Genomic DNA, 19,383 nt, shown 5'->3' with positions numbered 1-19,383 from the left:
CGCGGCGTGGCGCGCCTCACGTGTGGGCACTCTCACCGCGCGGGCACCTACCCGCCCCCCGGGCCCGCGGTTAGCGTTCCCGCATGTCCGAGAGCAGCGACGCCGTCCGCCCCGAGCGCGACCGCCCCTGGGTGATGCGCACCTACGCCGGCCACTCGAGCGCCGCGGCGAGCAACGCGCTGTACCGGCGCAACCTCGACAAGGGGCAGACCGGCCTCTCGGTCGCCTTCGACCTCCCGACCCAGACCGGCTACGACCCCGACCACCCGCTCGCCCGCGGCGAGGTCGGCAAGGTCGGCGTGCCCATCAGCCACGTCGGCGACATGCGCGCCCTCTTCGACGGCATCCCGCTCTCCTCGATGAACACCTCGATGACGATCAACGCGACCGCGATGTGGCTGCTCGCGCTGTACCAGGTCGTGGCCGAGGAGCAGGCCGAGGCCGCGGGGGAGGACCCCGCCGAGGCGGTCCGGGCCCTGGCCGGCACGACGCAGAACGACATCATCAAGGAGTACCTGTCGCGCGGGACGTACGCGTTCCCCCCGGCGCCGTCGATGCGGCTGATCACCGACATGATCGCGTACACCGTCTCGGAGATGCCGCGCTGGAACCCGACGAACATCTGCAGCTACCACCTCCAGGAGGCCGGCGCGACGCCGGTGCAGGAGGTCGCCTACGCGATGTCGACGGCGATCGCCGTCCTCGACGCGGTCCGCGACTCCGGTCAGGTGCCGCAGGAGCGCTTCGGCGACGTCGTGGCCCGCATCTCGTTCTTCGTCAACGCCGGGGTCCGGTTCGTCGAGGAGATGTGCAAGATGCGCGCCTTCGTCCGGCTCTGGGACGAGGTCACGCGCGAGCGCTACGGCGTGGAGGACCCGAAGCACCGGCGATTCCGGTACGGCGTGCAGGTGAACTCGTTGGGGCTCACCGAGGCCCAGCCGGAGAACAACGTCCAGCGCATCGTCCTCGAGATGCTCGCCGTGACCCTCTCCAAGGACGCCCGGGCCCGCGCGGTGCAGCTGCCGGCGTGGAACGAGGCGCTGGGCCTGCCCCGGCCGTGGGACCAGCAGTGGTCGCTGAGGATCCAGCAGGTGCTCGCCTACGAGTCCGACCTGCTCGAGCACGACGACCTCTTCGAGGGGTCGGTCGTCGTCGAGGCCAAGGTCGCCGAGCTCGTCGCCGGCGCGAAGGAGGAGATGGCGCGCATCGAGGAGATGGGCGGCGCCGTGCCGGCGGTCGAGGGCGGCTACATGAAGTCCGAGCTCGTCGCGTCGCACGCGCGCCGGCGGGCCCGCATCGAGGCCGGGGACGAGGTCGTCGTCGGCGTCAACCGGTTCGAGTCCACCGAGCCGAACCCGCTGACCGCCGACCTGACCACGGCCATCCAGAGCGTCGACCACGGGGTCGAGGCCGCGGCCGCCGAGGCCGTCCGTGCCTGGCGCGAGGAGCGCGACGCCGACCCCGCGCGTCGCGAGCGCGCCGCCGCCGCCCTCGACCGGCTCCGGGCCGACGCCGCCACCGACGCCAACCTCGTGCCGGCGACGCTCGAGTGCGCCCGGGCGGGCCTGACGACGGGGGAGTGGGCCGGCGCCCTGCGCGAGGTCTTCGGCGAGTTCCGGGCGCCCACGGGCGTCAGTGGGTCGGTCGGCGCGGGAGCGGGGACGGCCGAGCTGACGCGGGTCCGCGAGCTCGTGCGCTCCACCGGGGAGGACCTCGGCGAGAAGCTGCGGGTGCTGGTCGGCAAGCCGGGGCTCGACGGGCACTCCAACGGGGCCGAGCAGGTCGCCGTGCGGGCCCGCGACGCCGGCTTCGAGGTCGTCTACCAGGGCATCCGGCTGACCCCCGAGCAGATCGTCGGGGCGGCCGTCGCCGAGGACGTGCACCTCGTCGGGCTCTCGATCCTCTCCGGCTCGCACATGGAGCTCGTCCCCGAGGTCCTGACGCGGATGCGCGAGGCGGGCGCCGGCGACGTGCCGGTGATCGTCGGCGGGATCATCCCCGAGGCCGACGCCGCCCGGCTCAAGGAGCTGGGTGTCGCGGAGGTGTTCACGCCCAAGGACTTCGGGCTCACCGAGATCATGGCCCGCTTCGTCGACGTCATCCGGTCGGCGCGGGGGCTGGAGCCCGTGGGGCAGCCGGTCAGCGGCTGAGCGCCTCCACGAGGGCCTTCGTGAACGCCGGGAGGTCGTCCGGGTTGCGGCTCGTCACGAGGTTGTCGTCGACGACGAGCTCCTCGTCCTGCCATGTCGCGCCCGCGTTGCGCAGGTCGGTCTGCAGGCTCGGCCAGGACGTGAGCGTGCGGCCGCGCACGACGTCGGCCTCGACGAGGGTCCACGGGGCGTGGCAGATGGCCGCCACCGGCTTGCCGGACTCGACGAAGGTCCGGACGAAGGACACGGCGTCGGCGTCGGTGCGCAGGGCGTCGGGGTTGGCGACGCCGCCGGGCAGGACGAGGGCGTCGTAGTCGCCGACCTCGGCCTCGGCGACGGTGACGTCGACCGGGAAGGTGTCGCCCTTGTCGAGGTGGTTGAACGCCTGCACCTGGCCGCTCTCGGTCGAGACGAGGACGGGGGTGTGGCCCGCCTCCTCGACGGCGTTCCAGGGCTCGGTCAGCTCGACCTGCTCGATGCCCTCGGTGGCGACGAGGAAGGCGACCCTGCGGGCGGTGTGCGTTGTGTCGGTCATGCCCGAGCGCCTACCCGGGCCCGGCGCCGGTCAAACGCGGCGGCCCGGGTCAGAAGAGCCGGTGCTCGCTCGTGTCGATGCCCTTGAGCGCGTCGTAGTCGAGGACGACGCAGCGGATGCCGCGGTCCTCGGCGAGGGTGCGGGCCTGCGGCTTGATCACCTGGGCGGCGAAGACGCCGGTGACCGGGGCGAGGTGGGGGTCGCGGTTCATCAGCTCGAGGTAGCGGGTCAGCTGCTCGACGCCGTCGATCTCGCCGCGGCGCTTGATTTCGACGGCGACGTGCCCGCCGGACGCGTCGCGACAGAGGATGTCGACCGGCCCGATGGCCGTCATGTACTCCCGCCGACCGAGCGTCCACCCGTCGCCGAGGGTCGTGATGTGCTCGGCGAGGAGCTTCTGGAGGTGGGCCTCGACGCCGTCCTTGACGAGGCCGGGGTCGACCCCGAGGTCGTGGCTGCTGTCGCTGTGCACCTCGTGGAGGCGGACCCGCAGGCGGTCCTCGGACTTCGCGTGCTGCACGACCCACACGGCCGTGACGCCCTCCTCGGCCTCGGTCTCGTCCGGCTCGACCTCGGCCATGGCGCACGGCGGCGACATCCAGTTGAGCGGCTTGTACGAGCCGCCGTCCGAGTGCACGAGCACCGAGCCGTCGGCCTTGACGAGGAGCAGCCGGGTGGCGAGCGGCAGGTGCGCCGTCAGGCGTCCCTCGTAGTCGACCGAGCACGTCGCGATGACCATCCGCACGATCGCGCAGCCTACCCACGTCGAACCTCTTGCCGCCCGCGCGGGGCCGACGCACACTGGATCCCGAGGTGAGGTCGATGGAGACGGTCGTGACCGGGGTGGTCGTCGTCCTCTTCTTCGGTGCCCTCTACGTGGTCGGCTGGGAGATCGGCCGGTGGGTCTCGGGGGGTCCCCGGCGGGTGCCTCCGGGCCTTGCGCCGCTCACCGAGCACCTCGGCCCCCGATTGCGCGCCTCGCGGCTCGGGCGGGACGTCGTCGAGGGCCTCGAGCGGGTCGGCCTCCTCGAACGCCGCCGTCCGCCCTCCGAGCCCGTGCCGTCGGTGCTCCTCGCCCTCGAGCTGCGCCGGCTCGCCGCCGAGGTGCGGCGCATCGAGGCGAGCGACCAGCCGCACCCGGCCGCCCGCATCGCCGCCGCGCTGGCCGCCTACGACCACGTGCTCGTCCAGCTCTGCTCGCGGGCCGACGTGCCGACACCCATCGGGCTGCTGCCGCTCGACCCCCGCGACCGCGTCGACCTCGAGGCCGAGCTCGTCGCCACCGGCGTCGACTGGTGACCGGGCTCACGCACCGCGCCCGCACGCGGACGCCGCCGAGGTAAGCAGCGTCACCCCGCCACGCGGTCGTGGCCGCTCGGGCGCTCTGGAAGGATCGCCGCCATGACGCGTGACTTCACCAGCGTGGGTGTGATCGGACTCGGCACGATGGGTGCGGGCATCGTGGAGGTGTTCGCCCGCAACGGCATCGACGTGCTCGCCGTCGAGGTCGACGACGCCGGGGTCGCGCACGGCCGCGAGATCCTCGCCGGCAGCACGGGCCGGGCCCTGCGCCGCGAGAAGATCACCCAGGAGCAGCACGACGCCCTCCACGCGCGGGTCACCTTCACCACCTCGCTCGAGGACCTCGCGGGCTGCCAGCTCGTCGTCGAGGCCGTGCCCGAGCACCTCGACCTCAAGAAGGACATCTTCGGCCGGCTCGACCGCATCGTCTCGGCCGAGGCCGTGCTCGCGACGAACACCTCGTCGCTGCCCGTCACCGAGATCGCCGTCGCGACGTCGAACCCCAAGCGCGTCGTCGGCATGCACTTCTTCAATCCGGCGCCGGTGCAGCAGTTCGTCGAGGTCATCCGCACCGTCATCACCGCCGACGACGTCTTCGAGGACGTCAAGGCGCTCGCCGAGCGGCTCGGGAAGAAGCCGGTCGTCGTCGGCGACAAGGCCGGCTTCATCGCCAACCGGCTGCTCTTCGGTTACCTCAACCACGCCGTCGCGATGTACGAGAGCCGCTACGCCACCCGCGAGGACCTCGACGCCGCGATGCGCTTCGGCTGCGGCTACCCGATGGGTCCGCTCCAGCTGCTCGACCTCATCGGCCTCGACACCGCCTACGAGATCCTCGACACGATGTACAAGCAGGGCCGCGACCGCCTGCACGCGCCGAGCCCGATCATCAAGCAGATGGTCTCGGCCGGCCTGCTCGGCCGGAAGTCGGGGCGCGGGTTCTACACCTACGCCGGGCCGGGGTCGCCCGAGGTCGTTCCCGACGCGCAGACGCCGGCCGGCGGCGTGCCCGCCGGGGTGTCCCTGCGCGACGTCACGACCGTCGGCGTCGTCGGCAGCGGGACGATGGCCACGGGGATCATCGAGGTCTTCGCCAGGGCCGGCTACCCGGTGACGTTCGTCGCGCGGTCCGAGGAGAAGGTCGCGGCAGTCGTCACGGCCCTCGGCCGCAGCTGCGCGCGGGCCGTCGAGAAGGGGCGGATGGAGCAGGCCGACGCCGACGCGCTGCTCGGCCGGGTCGCCGGCGCCACCGGGCGCGAGGCCCTGGCCGACGTCGACCTCGTCGTCGAGGCGGTCGCCGAGGACCTCGCCGTCAAGCAGGACCTCTTCCGCGACCTCGACGCCATCTGCAAGCCCGGCGCCGTGCTCGCGACGACGACCTCGTCGCTGCCGATCATCGACTGCGCCAAGGTCACCTCGCGACCGCAGGACGTCATCGGGATGCACTTCTTCAACCCGGCCCAGGTGATGAAGCTCGTCGAGGTCGTGCACACGGTGACCACCGCGCCCGAGGTGCTGGCCACCGTGCAGGACCTCTGCGCGAAGGTCGGCAAGGTCGCGGTCACCTGCGCGGACCGCAGCGGCTTCATCGTCAACGCCCTGCTCTTCCCGTACCTCAACGACGCCGTCAAGATGCTCGAGGCGAACTACGCCACCGCCGACGACATCGACACCGCGATGAAGACCGGCTGCGGGCTGCCGATGGGACCGTTCGAGCTGCTCGACGTCGTCGGGCTCGACGTCTCGCTGGCCATCGAGCGCGAGCTGTACGTCGAGTTCCGCGAGCGCGGTTTCGCACCCGCGCCGCTGCTGGAGCACCTCGTGACGGCGGGCTACCTGGGCCGCAAGACCGGGCGCGGGTTCCGCACCTACGCCTGAGCGCGTCCCGCCGCCGATCGAGGGCGCCCCGCGTGTAACGCCGGGCGCCCTCGCCGCGTCGTCCATGATGTGGCGGGCGCTCGGCCCGCCCGGGACGAAGGGGGAGCGGCGATGGACGTGCACGAGGAGACCGGGGGCCGGCTGCGGTCGCTGCTCGAGGAGGCGGGGACACCGTCGCTGTCGGAGGGGCTGCTCGACGAGGCGCTCTCCCGCGGCGGTCGGCTGCGGCGACGGCGGATGATGGCCCGCGGGGCCGCCGGGACACTGGGAGCCGCGGCCCTCGTGGCCGGCCTGGTCGTCACGGTGCCGGCCCTCGGGGCCGGGGCCGACCGCACCGCGCTGCCTGCGGCGTCGAGTCCGACCACTGCGTCCCCGTCCGCGGCGGACGAGGACGAGCAGGCCGCCGCGGCGCTCTTCCCGGACGAGGACGATCTGCGTGGGCTGCGCTACCGCGGCGGCCCGCTGACCGGCCCGGACCAGGCGGCGGTCCTCGGGCCGCAGATCTGCGACTCGACGGTGGTCGGGCCAACGAAAGGTGCCGTGCGACCGGTCGACGTGGCGTCGATCCATGCCGTGCTCCCCACGGTGACCGAGGAAGGGGTGGAGGACGCATCCTTCACCGTGGCGGGGTGGGCGGACTCGAGGGGCTGGCAACAGCTGGTGGCGGACACGGGGCCGTGTCGGTGGATCGGCGTCGAGCAGGCCACCTGGCCCGGGGGTGACCGCGCCGACCGGCTGCTCCTCGTCGGCCGCGACGATCCCCGGTGGGTGGTGGCGGTGCGTCGGGTCGGCACCCGGTCGGTCGCGGTGAGCATCCACCGCAGCGGGACGACGGACCCGACGGTCGAGGCGGTCCGGCTGGTCGGCCTCATGGCGGCCCGCCTCGAGGACTCGCCGTGGCCGGCGGTGGGCCCGTGAGGTCCGCCCGCCCGCCCCGGCCTCCGGAGGGTGTCGAGGAGTACGTCCGAGCCGCCGGTCCACGCCTCCTCCGCTTCGCACGCAGCCTCACCCTGCACGACGCCGATGCGGAGGACCTGCTCCAGGACACCCTGGTCCGCCTCGTCGTGCACTGGCGCCGCGTGGAGCGGTCCGAGCACCCCGACCGCTACGTCCGGCGGATGATGGTCAACCGTTTCGTGTCGGGGCGGCGGTTGGCGTCGGCCCGGACGGTGACGTCCGACGCGCTCGTCGAGGCCGCGGCGCCCGTCACGTCGGCCGGCGACAGTGCGGTCGAGGCGCGGCTGCTCGCCGACGGGATGCTCGCGGTGCTCGACCCCCGCTCGCGGGCCGTCCTCGTGCTGCGCTACCTCGAGGACCAGCCGGACGAGGTCGTGGCCGACGTGGTGGGCATCTCGACGGGCAACGTCCGCGTGATCGCGCACCGGGCCCTGGCCCGGCTGCGTCCGCTCCTCGTCGCCGACGAGCCGGTCGGCTGACCTGCGCCCGGTCCGGGGCGCGTGGAGGGGCGCGTCCCGGGACCGGGCGGCGGCATCGAGATCAGGCGACACGCAGGCGAGCGGACCGAATCCTCGGCGTGTCGGCCAATCTCGAGACGACTCATCGGATGGTCAGCGTTCTCGGATCGAGGCCGAGGGCCCGGGCGAACCGGACGAGCAGGGCCCGTCGCCGGTGGGGGTCGGCGTGGTCCTCGGCGAAGATCTCGAGCACGGTCCAGTCCTCGTCGCCGAGCAGGCCGTTGCGAGCGGCGTCGGTGCTGCGGGCGCTCCGGCTGCCGTGGACCTCACCCTGGTACTCGCCCACGACCCGCTGCGCGTGCCACACGAGGTCGCCCTCGGCGAGCCAGCCGCCACCACGTGCGTGGAGGGGCGCGCACGGCTCGGGTTCGGGGAACCCGGCGGCCACGAAGAGGAGGCGGCTGCGAGTCTCACGCGCGGAGCGCACCCCGGGACGGACGAGGGCTAGTGCCTCGACGAGCAGGGTCGCCCCGCGCGGCGAGCCCCGGGCGGCGAGCGCTCGACGGAGGGGGTCGAGGGCGTCGGCGACCTCGACTGCCGACCGGCGGACGCCGGGCCTGGCCCATCGCGTGACCACCGCGTCTCCCACGGCGACGAGGTCGTCGCGGTCGAGCCGGTGCCTGCGCACCGCGGCGAGGTCGACCCACGTGTCCGCGGGGTCGGTGACGCGGAGCCCGTCGAGCTCAACCACCCGTCGTCGCTCGAGGCCGCGGTGGCCCCGGCACCCCGTGCGCTCAACCGGAGCGCGCTCCGACCGGCGCATGACGTCGAGGGTGTCGTCCCGCTCGAGGGGCGCCGGCAGCGGGAGCCCCCAGAGGCGGGCGGCGGTGACGTGCGAGAAGGCGCAGTCCGCCGGCAGCGCCCGCGCGAAGGCCCGGGCGCGCTCGCGCAGGTCGAGAGGAGCGTGGAGCGAACGGACCGAGCGCGTGACGCGGAGCAGCCGGGCGTCGCGCCAGTCGTGGTCGGCGAGGCCGAGCGTCCGGGCGTCGTCGAGCGAGACGGCGCCCGCGGGCAGGGGCGGCAGCCGGCGGGGGGTCATGGCCCGAGGATGGCTGTCGCCGGCGGAAGCCTCGCGGGGTTCTCCACAGGTCGTCTGCCGAGGTCGGGCGACACGCAGGCCAGCGGTTCGGTTCACCTGCGTGTCGCCTGACGTGGAGCGCGGGGAGGGGGGCCGGTGGGGTGGGACCGGAAGCCCCTAGGCTCGCCTGCGTGAGTCCTGCAGCGCTGCCGTCCAGAGCCCGTGTCGTCGTCATCGGGGGTGGCGTCATCGGCACCTCCGTCGCCTACCACCTCGCGCAGGCCGGGGAGACCGACGTCGTCCTCCTCGAGCGCGACCGGCTCACCTCGGGGACGACGTGGCACGCGGCCGGCCTGATGACCTGCTTCGGCTCCTTCAGCGAGACGAGCACCCGGCTGCGCCTGTACTCCCGCGACCTCTACGGGCGGCTCGAGGCCGAGACCGGGCAGTCGACCGGCTTCAAGCCCGTCGGGCTCGTCGAGGCCGCCGCCGACCGCGACCGCCTCGAGGAGTACCGCCGGGTCGCGACCTTCCAGCGCCGGCTCGGGCTCGAGGTCGAGGAGGTCTCGCCGGCCGAGATGGCCGAGCTCTTCCCGCTGGCCCGCACCGACGACCTCGTCGGTGGCTTCCACGTCCCGGGCGACGGCCGGGTCAACCCGGTCGACCTGACGATGGCGCTCGCCAAGGGGGCCCGCGCCCACGGCGTGCGCGTCGTCGAGGGCGTACGCGTCGAGCAGGTCGTCACCCGCCCGCGGGGCGTCGTCGAGGAGGTGACCGGCGTCGTCACCGACCGCGGCACCATCGAGTGCGACGTCGTCGTCAACGCGGCCGGGATGTGGGCCCGCGAGCTCGCCGCGCAGAACGGTGTCGTCGTGCCGAACCAGGCCGCCGAGCACTACTACCTCGTCACCGAGCCGATCGACGGGATGAGCCCCGACGCACCGGTCTTCGAGGACCCGGCCTCCTACGGCTACTACCGCGAGGAGGGCGGCGGGATGATGGTCGGCCTCTTCGAGCCCGAGGCCGCGGCCTGGAAGGTCGAGGGCATCCCGCGCGACTTCTCGTTCGGCACCCTGCCGCCCGACACCGACCGCGTCGGCCCGTTCCTCGAGAAGGCGATGGCCCGCGTACCGGTCGTCGAGACGGCCGGCATCCGGACGTTCTTCTGCGGCCCGGAGTCGTTCATGCCGGACCTGTCACCGGGCGTCGGTGAGGCACCGGGCATCCACGGGTACTTCGTCTGCGCGGGCCTGAACTCGGTCGGCATCCTCTCGGCGGGCGGGCTCGGCCGCATCCTCGCGCACTGGGTGGTCTCCGGACGGCCGGACGTCGACGTCACCGGGTTCGACGTCGCCCGCTTCCGCGACCACCAGCTGCTGCCCGAGCACCGGCGGGCCCGCACCGCCGAGGTCCTCGGCACCGTCTACGCCGCGCACACCCCGGGCGTGCAGCTGAGCACGTCCCGCGGCGTGCTCCGGTCGGCGCTGCACGACCGGGTCGTCGCCGGCGGCGGCTACCTGCGCGACGTCTCCGGCTGGGACGCCGCGGCCTGGTACGCCGGACCGGGGGAGACCCCGTCCGCCGAGCCGACCTGGGGCCGGGCGCCGTGGTTCGAGCACTGGGAGGCCGAGCACCGCGCCGTGCGGGAGGCGGCCGGCCTCTTCGACATGTCGTTCATGGCGCGCTTCGCGGTGCGCGGGCCGGACGCGCTCGCCGTGCTCGACCGGATGTCGGCCGGCGACCTGTCGCAGGACGGCCGGATCACCTACACCCAGTGGCTCGCCGAGGACGGCGGCGTCGTCGCCGACCTCACCGTCACCCGGCTCGCCGCCGACGACCTGCTCGTCGTCGCCTCCGACACCCAGCACGAGCAGGTGCGCGGCATGCTCCGCCGCGGGCTCGGCGACGCCGACGCCACCGTCACCGACGTCACCCACGACGTCGCGATGCTCAGCCTCCAGGGCCCGGCCTCGCGGTCGGTGCTCGAAACCGTTGCGCCGCACTACGACTGGTCCGACGATGCGTTCCCGTTCCGCGCCGCCCAGCGGGTCGAGATCGCCGGCACGGAGCTGCTCGCGGTCCGCATCACCTACGTCGGCGAGCTCGGCTGGGAGCTCTACGTCCCGGTCGACGCGGCGACGACCCTGTGGGACCTGCTGCTCGAGCACGGCGGCCCGCACGGGCTGCGGCCGACCGGGCTCGCGGCCCTCGGCAGCCTGCGCCTCGAGAAGGGGTACCGCGACTTCGGGCACGACCTCGACAACACCGACGACGTGTGGGGCGCCGGGCTCGGCTTCGCGGTCGCCCTCGACAAGCCGGGCGGGTTCGTCGGCCGCGAGGCCACCGTCGCCGCGAAAGAGCGGGGGACGCCCCGGCACCGCGTCGTCTCGGTCGTCGTCGAGGACCCCGAGCCGCTGCTGTTCCACGGCGAGGTGCTGCTCCGCGACGGCGAGCCGGTCGGCGACCTGCGCGCCGGCTCCTACGGCTGGACGGTCGGGGGCGCGGTCGGGCTGGCCGGGGTGGCGCACCCCGAGGGCGTCGGCGCCGACTGGCTGCGCGCCGGGACCTGGGAGGTCGACGTGGCCGGCACGCGGTACCCGGCCCGGGTGACTCTGCGGCCGCCGTACGACCCCTCCTCGGCGCGCGTGCGGGGCTGACGGGGACACTGGAGGCGTGCCCCGCGCCAACCGCCGCCGCCGCGACCTCGACGCCCGCCCGCTCGCGGGCTCGACCGAGGTCGTCACCGAGCAGTGGCGCGGCCGCCCGTGGCACGTGCGCCGGCTCTCCGGCGCCACCTCGAGCCGCGAGTACCGCTGCCCGGGATGCCACCACGGCATCCCCGTCGGGACCCCGCACGTCGTGGCCTGGCCGGCGTCGGGGGTCGGCGGCGTCGAGGAGCGCCGGCACTGGCACACCCGCTGCTGGACCGCGCGCGGCGCCGCCCGGCCCTGACGTCCGGGCCCCGACCCCTCAGGCGTCCTGCTGGCGCGGCACGAGGACCTCCTCGTAGATGAGGAGCAGCCCGGCGGCGACGGGGATGGCGAGCAGCGCCCCGAGCACGCCGAGCAACGCGCCCCCGGCGAGGGCGGCGACGACGGTGACCGTCCCCGGGACCGACACCGTCTGCTGCATGACCCGCGGGGCGATGACGTAGTTCTCGACCTGCTGGTAGACGACGTAGTAGACGATGACGACGATCGCCGAGCGCGGCTCGTCGAAGAACGCGACGAGGGTGACGATCGCGGCACCGAGCGTGGCGCCGATCATCGGGATGAGCCCGAGCAGCCCCACCGTGACGGCGAGCACCGCGGCGTAGGGCACGCCGACGATGCGCATCATGACGTACGACAGCAGCGCGTTGAGCGTCGCGATGGCGACCTGCCCGGCGGCGTAGAGGCCGACCCGCCGCATGATCTCCTCCGAGAGCATCGACACCCGGGCCCGGCGGCTGCGCGGGACGAGGGCGTACGAGGCTGACTTCACGCGCGGCAGCGAGACGAGCAGGTAGAGGGTGAGGACGAGGACCGTGACCACCTGGAAGGTGCCGGAGAGCACCGCGCGCCCGGCGCCGAGCAGCCCGCCGAGCAGGCCCTCGACGAAGCTCTGGTCAGTGAGCTTCTGGACGAGCTCGGTGCGCATCCGGTCGAGGACGTCGTAGTGCCGGTCGAGGTCGCGGACCCAGCGCGCGTCGAGGACGTCGGAGACGTACTCGGGGCTGCGGGCGGCCAGGGCCGACCCCTGGACCACGACCGTGGGCAGCACGAGCGAGGCGATGGCCGACAGGACGAGCAGGAGCATCGCGAAGACGAGCCCGACGGCGAGCGGCCGGGGGAACCGTCGGGCGCAGAGCCGTTCGACGAGGGGGTCGAGCGCCAGGGCGAGGAAGAACGCGACGAGGAGGATCGTGATGGTAGTCGCGAGCGCCCCGAGCGTGCGCCACAGCCCGACGGCGAGCAGGGCGCCGGTGGCCCCGAAGAAGCCGATGTAGAACGGGGAGTGGCGGTTCAGCGGCTGGCCGGCGCTGCCGTAGCGCAGCATCGCGGCGGTCTCGGGGTCGAGGGCGGCGGCCGGGGGCGGGTCGTCAGGGAGGCTCGCGTGGTCGATGTGCCCGCTCTGCTCGAGCGTGCGCCGCTGCCGCCGGCGGTACTCACCCCACCGGGACACCGGGCCCCAGACCGTCGTCAGTCGCACACGCACCTCCGGCCCTCACCCTAGTGGCGGGTGGGGGCCGGAGGACCGTGGGACGGGCGGTGCGGCTCAGGCGTCGCGGAACCGGTTGATCTCGGTCTCGAAGCGCGCGCGCTTCTCCGGGTCGGTGACGCCGAGGCCGGCCTCGGGGGCGAGGGTGAGGACGCCGACCTTGCCCTGGTGGGCGTTGCGGTGGACGTCGAGCGCCGCCTGCCCCACGTCCTCGAGCCGGTAGGTCTTCGACAGGGTCGGGTGGACGATGCCGCGGTCGACGAGGTCGTTGGCCTCCCACGCCTCGCGGTAGTTCGCGAAGTGCGAGGAGAGGATCTTCTTGAGGTTCATCCACAGGTAGCGGTTGTCGTACTCGTGGAGGTAGCCCGAGGTCGAGGCGCAGGTGATGATCGTCCCGCCCTTGCGCGCGACGTAGACGCTCGCACCGAAGGTCTCGCGCCCGGGGTGCTCGAAGACGATGTCGACGTCGTGGCCGCCGGTCAGCTCGCGGATTCGCTTGCCGAGGCGCTGCCACTCCTTGGGGTTCTGCTCGGTGTTCTCCTCGTTCCAGAACCGGTAGCCCTCGGCGGAGCGGTCGATGATCAGCTCGGCGCCCATGGCCCGGCAGATCTCGGCCTTCTCGGGGGAGGAGACGACGCAGATGGGGGTCGCACCGCCGGCGAGGGCCATCTGGGTGGCGTAGGAGCCGAGACCGCCGCTCGCGCCCCAGATGAGGACGCGGTCGCCGAGCTTCATGTGGGCGCCGTTCTTGCTGATGAGCTGGCGGTACGCCGTGGAGTTGACGAGCCCGGGGGAGGCGGCCTCCTCCCAGGACAGGTGCGCGGGCTTGGGCATCAGCTGGTTCGCCTTGACGATCGCCAGCTCGGCGAGCCCGCCGAAGTTGGTCTCGAAGCCCCAGATCCGCTGCTGCGGGTCCATCATCGTGTCGTCGTGGCCCTCGGCGTCCTCGAGCTCGACGCTCAGGCAGTGCGCGACGACCTCGGTGCCGGGCTTCCACTTCGTGACGCCCGGGCCGGTGCGCAGGACGACGCCCGCGAGGTCGGACCCGACGACGTGGTACGGCAGGTCGTGGCGCTTCGCGAACTCCGAGGTGCGGGCGTAGCGCTCGAGGAAGCCGAACGTCGAGACCGGCTCGAAGATCGAGGTCCACACGGTGTTGTAGTTGATGGCGCTGGCCATGACGGCGACGAGCGCCTCGCCCGGCGCGAGCTCGGGGACGGGCACCTCGTCGACGTGGAGGGACCGGCGGGGATCCTTCTCCTTGGTCGGCAGGTCGCCGAACATGTCGACCTCGTCCTTGTGGACGGTCGCGCCCCGGTAGGACTCGGGGACGGCCAGGCCGGCGTAGGTCTCGGGACTGCGGTCACCGGAGAGGATGGCCTCGCGGATCTGCTCCATGGGGTCGTGCTCCTTCGGTGGTGCTCGGGGACAACTGGACGCGAACCTAGCGGCCGCTCCTACCCGTCGGTACTGCCTGAGACGGCAGTCACGGGTGACCCTGCTCACGACGGGTCGGGACGGCGGACGGGCGACCGGGATACCGTTCCGGGGTGAGTCCCGCCACCGTCAGCCGCCGCGGCCTGCTGCTGGCCGGTGGGGGCGTCGTGGCGGCCGGCGGCGCCGTGGGGGTCGCGGCGCTCGACCGGGCGAAGCACACCGAGGTGCCGCTCTACAGCGAGACGGTCGCGTTCTCGGCACCGGGGGTGCGCCAGCTCGTCCCGGCCGGACGCGCCGAGGCCCTCGTCCCGGACACCCGTGTGCTGCAGGCCGGCCCGTACCGCTCGAGACTCGTCGAGGACGAGCAGGAGTGGCTCGAGGGCTGCGCCCCCTGGGCGCTCCGGGTGCGCGACGACGGTCTTCTGCGCTCGGCCCTGCTCGACCTGCGCGCCCTGACGGCCGACCTCCCCGTGGCCGTCGCCGGCTGGAGCCCGCGGTGGCGCTACGCGTGGCCGCGCGACGTCGCGTTCGTCGCTGCCGCGCTGGCCCGTCTGGGACGTCCGGAGGCGGCGGTGGCCCAGCTCGCCTTCCTCGCCGGCGTCCAGCGCCCCGACGGGTGGTTCGAGGCCCGCTACGAGATCCACACCGGCCGCGCGCCCGACGAGCGCGTCCCGCAGCTCGACGGGTCCGGGTGGGTGCTCTGGGCCGCCGCGCAGGTGGTCCTGCACGCGCCGGACCGCGCCGCCGCCCTCCTCGCCCCGCTGCGGCCGATGCTCGTGCGCAGTGCCCGCCGCCTCCTCGCCTCCCGCGACCCCGGCACCGGGCTGCCGCCGCCCTCCTCCGACTACTGGGAGCTCGTCGAGGACCGGCTGACCCTCGGCACCGCCGCGGCGGTCCTCGCCGGGCTGTACGCCGCCGGCGACGCCCTGTTCGCCGTCGGGGAGATGGCCCTGCGCGACCGGACGACCGCCGCGGCCGCGCAGCTCGCCGAACAGGTCCGCGAGCACTTCGGCCCGCTCGGCTACCCCCGGCTGCTCGGCGGGAACGTGCCCGACGCCGCCGTCACCTTCCTCGTCGCGCCGATCGGTGCGCCGGACGCCTCGCTCGAGGTGCTCCAGGCCGTCGACCGGGCCGAGACCGCGCTCGCCCGCCCGGCCGGGGGGCTGGCGCCCGGCGCGGGCTGGAAGGACGACGGGATCAGCTGGACCCCCGAGACCGCGCTGTTCGCCGCCGCCTGGGCCGCCACCGGCTTCCGCACCAAGGCCGAGCACCTGCTCGGGTGGCTCGGCCGGCACCGCACCGACGCGGGGTCCTTCCCCGAGAAGGTCCTCCACGACGGCCGGCCGGCGGCGGTCGCCCCGCTCGCCTGGACGGCGGCGCTCGTCGTCATCGCGCGCCACGAGCTGGTCCGGGCATGACCGGATCGGCGCACCGGTTGTCGGCCCGGTGGCTCCCGGGCGTCGTCGCCGTGCTGGCGGTGGTCGGGCTCGGCGGGCTCCTCGGCGCTCCGGCGGCCGGTGCCGATGATCCCGTCGGGCGGGTCGTCCTCGTCGGGGCGCCCGGGCTGGCGTGGTCCGACGTCGACGCCACGACGACGCCGACCATCGAGCGGCTCGCCGCCGAGGGGGCCGTGGCGTCGATGACCGTGCGCGGGGTGCGCTCGCGCTCCTGCGGGGTCGACGGCTGGCTCACGCTCTCGGCGGGACGGCGCGCCGGCGACGACCGGGCCTGTGCGCCGGCCGGTCCGGTGACCGACGGCACGGTCACCGACTGGTCGCGCTACGTCGCGGCGTCCCGGGCGGCGTCCTACGGCGCGGTCCCCGGCACGCTCGGCACGCGGCTGGCCGCGGCCGGGGAGTGCGTCGAGGCCGTCGGTGCCGGGGCGGCCGTCGGTGCCGCCGACTCCGGCGGGCGGGTCGAGCAGTACGCGCCGAGCGTCCCCGCCACCTTCACGTGCCCGGTCGTCCTCGTCGAAGGCGGCTCCCTGCCGGTGGAGGGCCCGGGGCGCACCGCGGCCCTCGGCGCCCTCGACGACCTCGTGGCCGAGGTCGTCCGGGCCGCCGGGAGCGGGGCCCGGGTCGTGGTCGCCGGTGTGGGGGACGGTGACTCGAGCGTCCGGCCCCGGGCGGTCGTCGTGTCCGGCGCCGAGGGTGTGCTCACCTCGCCCTCGACCCGCCAGCCCGGCCTCGTCCAGCTCCAGGACCTCACCGCCTCCCTCCTCGCCTGGGCGGGCGCCGACGACGCCGGGCTCACCGGGCGACCGGTCGTCGTCGAGGCGGACTCCGCGCCGGTCGCCGAGCGGGTGGCCGACCGGGTCGGCTTCGAGGCGCGGTCGGCCACCCTGCGGTCGGTGAGCCCGCAGGTCACCGGATGGCTCGCCGTCGCCTTCGCGCTGTGGTGCGTCGCCGTCGGGGTCGCCTGGTGGCGCCGGCCCAGGGTCCGGGTGCCCACCGCGCTCGCGGCGGCCGGGGTGGGCGTGGCGTCGGTGCCCACCGCGACCTTCGTCTCCAACCTCGTCCCCTGGTGGCACGCCGGCGTGCCGGCGGCGGCCTTCGTCGGCGTGCTCGTGGCGGTGGTGCTGCTCACGACCGCGGCCGCCCTCGTCGCCGGACGCCGGTGGCGGCACGGTGCCCTCGCCGTCGTGGCCGTCCTCACGCTGCTCGTCCTCGGCGGCGACGTCCTCACCGGGTCGGGGCTCCAGCTGGCCTCGGTGTTCGGCCAGAACCCCACGGTCGGCGGCCGGTTCTACGGTGTCGGCAACACGAGCTACGCCCTCTACGGGGTCTCGGTCCTCGCGGTGGCGGCACTGCTCGCCGCGTGGCGTCGGCCCGGGCGGCGATGGGCGGTCCTCCTCGCCGCGCTCGTGCTCGTCGTGGCCGCCGTGCTCGAGGGGCACCCCTCGTACGGCGCGGACTTCGGCGGACCACCCGGCCTGCTCCTCGGCGGACTCGTTGTCCTCGCCTCGGCGGCCGGGCTGCGGCTCACGGTCACCCGGGTCGTCGTGGCCGTCGGGGCGGTGGCGCTCGTCACCGTCGGCGTCGCGGTCCTCGACTGGCTCCGGCCGGCCGCGGCCCGCACCCACCTCGGCGAGTTCGTCCAGACCGTCCTCGACGGCGGCGCCGACGACGTGCTCGGCCGCAAGCTCGCCCAGAACCTCACGAACCTCGGGTCACCGCCGCTGCTGGCCATCGCCGTGGGGGCGGCCGTCCTCGCGGTCCTCGCGTGGCGGCTGGGCCGCCGGCCCGACGCCGTCGGCGGCCGGGTGCTGCGGGGGAGCGCGGTGCTCGCCCTGGCCGGCTTCCTCGTCAACGACTCGGGACTGGTCATCCCCGCCTTCGCGGCGCTGCTCCTCGTGCCGCTGCTCGTCGCCGCCGGTCCCGGGTCCCCGGACCGCCAAGCCCGTCGGGAGTAGGGAACGGACCGTCACGCCGTGCCGGTGGAGCCGGCGACGGCCCGACGGATCGCGGCGGAACGGAAGGTCACGGCGACCAACGGCGATCGGGCCTCCCTCGCGAGGAGTCGGTGGTCCCGCAGCGGGCCGCCCCAGACGACGACCGGGTGGTGGAGCAGGCGAGGCGCCCGGCGGCCGGTCCGGTGGAGTGCGGGGCGGTTCAGTGGTCGTTCCCGGCGGCCGGCTCGACGAGCTCGACGAGGATGCCGCGTGCGTCCTTGGGGTGGATGAAGTTGACCCGGCTGCCGCTCGTGCCGCGCTTCGGGACGTCGTAGAGCAGCCGCAGGCCCCGCTCGCGGAGGGTGGCGCACACGGCGTCGAGGTCCTCGACCCGGTAGGCGAGCTGCTGGATGCCCTGGCCGCTGCGGTCGAGGAACTTCGCGATCGTCGACTCCGGCGACAGCGGCGCGAGCAGCTGGATGCACGACCCGGAGTCGCCGACGCCCATCATCGCCTCGCGCACGCCCTGCTCCTCGTTGCGCTCCTCGTGGAGCAGCCGCATGCCGTACGCGGACTCGTAGAACGCGATGGCGTCGTCGAGGTCGGGCACGGCGACGCCGACGTGGTCGATGGCGGTGAAGAGGTCGCTGGCGGTCATGGGCCCAGCGTAGGAGCGGGCCGGCGCCGGGCGCCGGGCACGGTGGTGAGCGTCACCGTCCGGTGGGGTCGGCAGGGTCGGGGCCCGCGGTCTAGCATCGTCTGGATCCCCCACGTCCCAGACCCGGAGGCCTCCGCATGTCCACCGACCCGACCGTCATCGTCGCCGGCGCCCGCACCCCGATGGGGCGGATGAGCGGCTCGCTCAAGGGCTTCAGCGGCTCCGACCTCGGCGGCCTCGCCATCAAGGGCGCCCTCGAGAAGTCCGGGGTCGGCCCCGACGCCGTCGACTACGTGATCATGGGCCAGGTGCTCACCGCGGGCGAGGGCCAGATCCCGGCTCGGCAGGCGGCCACCAAGGGCGGCATCCCGATGTCCGTGCCGGCGCTGACGATCAACAAGGTCTGCCTCTCCGGTATCGACGCCATCGCGCTCGCCGACCAGCTGATCCGTGCCGGCGAGTTCGAGGTCGTCGTCGCCGGCGGCCAGGAGTCGATGACCAACGCCCCGCACCTGCTCGAGAAGAGCCGCGACGGCTTCAAGTACGGCGACGTGACGATGCACGACCACATGGCCGCCGACGGTCTCTGGGACGCCTTCACCGACCAGGCGATGGGCCTGCTCACCGAGACGGCCAACACCGGTGACCTCGCCTTCACCCGCGAGGAGCAGGACGCCTTCTCGGCCCGCAGCCACCAGCTCGCGGCCCGCGCCTGGAAGGACGGCCTCTTCGACGACGAGGTCCTCACCGTCTCCATCCCGCAGCGCAAGGGCGACCCCCTCGAGTTCCGCACCGACGAGGGCATCCGCGCCGACACGACCACCGAGTCGCTCGGCCGCCTCCGCCCGGCGTTCAGCAAGGACGGCACCATCACCGCCGGCTCGGCCTCGCAGATCTCCGACGGCGCGTGCGCGGTCGTCGTCATGAAGAAGTCGAAGGCCGAGGAGCTCGGGCTCGAGTGGCTCGCCGAGATCGGCGCGCACGGCGTCGTCGCCGGTCCCGACTCCACGCTGCAGAGCCAGCCGGCCCGCGCCATCGCGAAGGCCTGTGAGCGAGAGGGCATCTCGCCCACCGACCTCGACCTCGTCGAGATCAACGAGGCCTTCGCCGCCGTCGGTCTCGCCTCGGCCAAGGAGCTCGGCCTCGACGAGGACAAGGTCAACGTCAACGGCGGCGCCATCGCCCTCGGCCACCCGATCGGCATGTCCGGCGCCCGCATCGCCCTCCACCTCGCGCTCGAGCTGAAGCGCCGTGGCGGCGGGGTCGGCGCGGCCGCCCTCTGCGGCGGTGGCGGCCAGGGCGACGCCCTCGTCGTCAAGGTCCCGGCGCAGGGCTGACC

Annotated in this window: 16 protein-coding genes; 10 read left to right on the top strand and 6 right to left on the bottom strand. The window is 74.2% G+C overall.

Annotated elements, in window-relative coordinates; genetic code table 11:
* Nucleotides 1-83 precede the first annotated feature (83 nt).
* Complete coding sequence (locus JQN70_RS09550; protein ID WP_204131102.1) at nt 84-2,150, top strand: protein meaA; 2,067 nt, start codon at nt 84-86, stop codon at nt 2,148-2,150.
* Here JQN70_RS09550 and JQN70_RS09545 read toward each other — a convergent pair.
* Nucleotides 2,140-2,685: a type 1 glutamine amidotransferase domain-containing protein gene (locus tag JQN70_RS09545; protein ID WP_204131101.1), complete on the bottom strand. Its 546-nt coding sequence runs from the start codon at nt 2,683-2,685 to the stop codon at nt 2,140-2,142. The two genes, JQN70_RS09550 and JQN70_RS09545, sit on opposite strands and share 11 nt — an antisense overlap.
* 49 nt (nt 2,686-2,734) lie before the next feature.
* A complete protein-coding gene (gene nucS / locus JQN70_RS09540) occupies nt 2,735-3,430 on the bottom strand; it encodes an endonuclease NucS (protein ID WP_204131100.1) in 696 nt (231 codons plus the stop codon).
* Nucleotides 3,431-3,507: 77 nt separating this feature from the next.
* Between nucS and JQN70_RS09535 the strand changes: the two genes are divergently transcribed.
* From JQN70_RS09535 to JQN70_RS09520, 4 genes are all read left to right on the top strand, one after another.
* Nucleotides 3,508-3,984, top strand: coding sequence for a hypothetical protein (locus JQN70_RS09535; protein ID WP_204131099.1), 477 nt, complete (start codon nt 3,508-3,510; stop codon nt 3,982-3,984).
* Between the two features lie 102 nt (nt 3,985-4,086).
* Nucleotides 4,087-5,865 (top strand): 3-hydroxyacyl-CoA dehydrogenase family protein, encoded by a 1,779-nt coding sequence (locus JQN70_RS09530; RefSeq protein ID WP_204131098.1) that lies wholly within the window; start codon nt 4,087-4,089, stop codon nt 5,863-5,865.
* Between the two features lie 111 nt (nt 5,866-5,976).
* Nucleotides 5,977-6,783: a hypothetical protein gene (locus tag JQN70_RS09525; RefSeq protein ID WP_204131097.1), complete on the top strand. Its 807-nt coding sequence runs from the start codon at nt 5,977-5,979 to the stop codon at nt 6,781-6,783.
* Nucleotides 6,780-7,301: a sigma-70 family RNA polymerase sigma factor gene (locus JQN70_RS09520; protein WP_204131096.1), complete on the top strand. Its 522-nt coding sequence runs from the start codon at nt 6,780-6,782 to the stop codon at nt 7,299-7,301. The genes JQN70_RS09525 and JQN70_RS09520 overlap by 4 nt, the downstream gene beginning before the upstream one ends.
* 121 nt (nt 7,302-7,422) lie before the next feature.
* Here the strand turns inward: JQN70_RS09520 and JQN70_RS09515 are convergent, their stop codons facing one another.
* Entirely contained in the window at nt 7,423-8,379 is a 957-nt protein-coding gene (locus JQN70_RS09515) for a hypothetical protein (protein ID WP_204131095.1), read from the bottom strand.
* Nucleotides 8,380-8,549: 170 nt separating this feature from the next.
* Here JQN70_RS09515 and JQN70_RS09510 point away from each other — a divergent pair, with 170 nt between their 5' ends.
* Both JQN70_RS09510 and JQN70_RS09505 read left to right on the top strand, forming a co-directional pair.
* Nucleotides 8,550-11,015 carry a GcvT family protein gene (locus JQN70_RS09510; protein WP_204131094.1) on the top strand — a complete coding sequence of 822 codons (2,466 nt, stop codon included), beginning with the start codon at nt 8,550-8,552 and terminating at the stop codon, nt 11,013-11,015.
* A gap of 16 nt (nt 11,016-11,031) precedes the next feature.
* Nucleotides 11,032-11,310 carry an Rv1322 family protein gene (locus tag JQN70_RS09505; protein ID WP_204131093.1) on the top strand — a complete coding sequence of 93 codons (279 nt, stop codon included), beginning with the start codon at nt 11,032-11,034 and terminating at the stop codon, nt 11,308-11,310.
* An 18-nt stretch (nt 11,311-11,328) separates the two neighbouring features.
* On the opposite strand, the gene JQN70_RS09500 is transcribed toward JQN70_RS09505, so the two are convergent.
* Nucleotides 11,329-12,555, bottom strand: a complete 1,227-nt coding sequence (locus tag JQN70_RS09500) for an AI-2E family transporter (protein WP_307835899.1) — start codon at nt 12,553-12,555, stop codon at nt 11,329-11,331.
* 60 nt (nt 12,556-12,615) lie between these two features.
* Entirely contained in the window at nt 12,616-13,956 is a 1,341-nt protein-coding gene (gene ccrA, locus JQN70_RS09495; protein WP_204131092.1) for a crotonyl-CoA carboxylase/reductase, read from the bottom strand.
* Between the two features lie 152 nt (nt 13,957-14,108).
* On the opposite strand from ccrA, the gene JQN70_RS09490 reads away from it, so the two are divergent.
* Both JQN70_RS09490 and JQN70_RS09485 read left to right on the top strand, forming a co-directional pair.
* Nucleotides 14,109-15,413 (top strand): glycoside hydrolase family 15 protein, encoded by a 1,305-nt coding sequence (locus JQN70_RS09490; protein ID WP_204131091.1) that lies wholly within the window; start codon nt 14,109-14,111, stop codon nt 15,411-15,413.
* Nucleotides 15,410-17,407: a hypothetical protein gene (locus JQN70_RS09485; protein ID WP_204131090.1), complete on the top strand. Its 1,998-nt coding sequence runs from the start codon at nt 15,410-15,412 to the stop codon at nt 17,405-17,407. The genes JQN70_RS09490 and JQN70_RS09485 overlap by 4 nt, the downstream gene beginning before the upstream one ends.
* Nucleotides 17,408-17,606: 199 nt before the next feature.
* On the opposite strand, the gene mce is transcribed toward JQN70_RS09485, so the two are convergent.
* Complete coding sequence (mce, locus tag JQN70_RS09480; RefSeq protein WP_204131089.1) at nt 17,607-18,044, bottom strand: methylmalonyl-CoA epimerase; 438 nt, start codon at nt 18,042-18,044, stop codon at nt 17,607-17,609.
* A 137-nt stretch (nt 18,045-18,181) separates the two neighbouring features.
* Here mce and JQN70_RS09475 point away from each other — a divergent pair, with 137 nt between their 5' ends.
* Entirely contained in the window at nt 18,182-19,381 is a 1,200-nt protein-coding gene (locus JQN70_RS09475; protein ID WP_204131088.1) for an acetyl-CoA C-acetyltransferase, read from the top strand.
* Nucleotides 19,382-19,383: the final 2 nt, after the last annotated feature.

It is taken from the genome of Phycicoccus sonneratiae (genome assembly GCF_016887965.1).
Classification (GTDB): domain Bacteria; phylum Actinomycetota; class Actinomycetes; order Actinomycetales; family Dermatophilaceae; genus Phycicoccus; species Phycicoccus sonneratiae.
This window is presented reverse-complemented; position numbering and strand designations above follow the sequence as displayed.

Excerpts from the sequence above, each read along its gene's own strand:
- JQN70_RS09550 (WP_204131102.1), top strand. The coding sequence starts at position 84 with ATGTCCGAGAGCAGCGACGCCGTCCGCCCCGAGCGCGACCGCCCCTGG.
- JQN70_RS09545 (WP_204131101.1), bottom strand. The coding sequence starts at position 2,685 with ATGACCGACACAACGCACACCGCCCGCAGGGTCGCCTTCCTCGTCGCC.
- JQN70_RS09535 (WP_204131099.1), top strand. The coding sequence starts at position 3,508 with ATGGAGACGGTCGTGACCGGGGTGGTCGTCGTCCTCTTCTTCGGTGCC.
- JQN70_RS09530 (WP_204131098.1), top strand. The coding sequence starts at position 4,087 with ATGACGCGTGACTTCACCAGCGTGGGTGTGATCGGACTCGGCACGATG.
- JQN70_RS09525 (WP_204131097.1), top strand. The coding sequence starts at position 5,977 with ATGGACGTGCACGAGGAGACCGGGGGCCGGCTGCGGTCGCTGCTCGAG.
- JQN70_RS09515 (WP_204131095.1), bottom strand. The coding sequence starts at position 8,379 with ATGACCCCCCGCCGGCTGCCGCCCCTGCCCGCGGGCGCCGTCTCGCTC.
- ccrA (WP_204131092.1), bottom strand. The coding sequence starts at position 13,956 with ATGGAGCAGATCCGCGAGGCCATCCTCTCCGGTGACCGCAGTCCCGAG.
- JQN70_RS09485 (WP_204131090.1), top strand. The coding sequence starts at position 15,410 with ATGACCGGATCGGCGCACCGGTTGTCGGCCCGGTGGCTCCCGGGCGTC.
- mce (WP_204131089.1), bottom strand. The coding sequence starts at position 18,044 with ATGACCGCCAGCGACCTCTTCACCGCCATCGACCACGTCGGCGTCGCC.
- JQN70_RS09475 (WP_204131088.1), top strand. The coding sequence starts at position 18,182 with ATGTCCACCGACCCGACCGTCATCGTCGCCGGCGCCCGCACCCCGATG.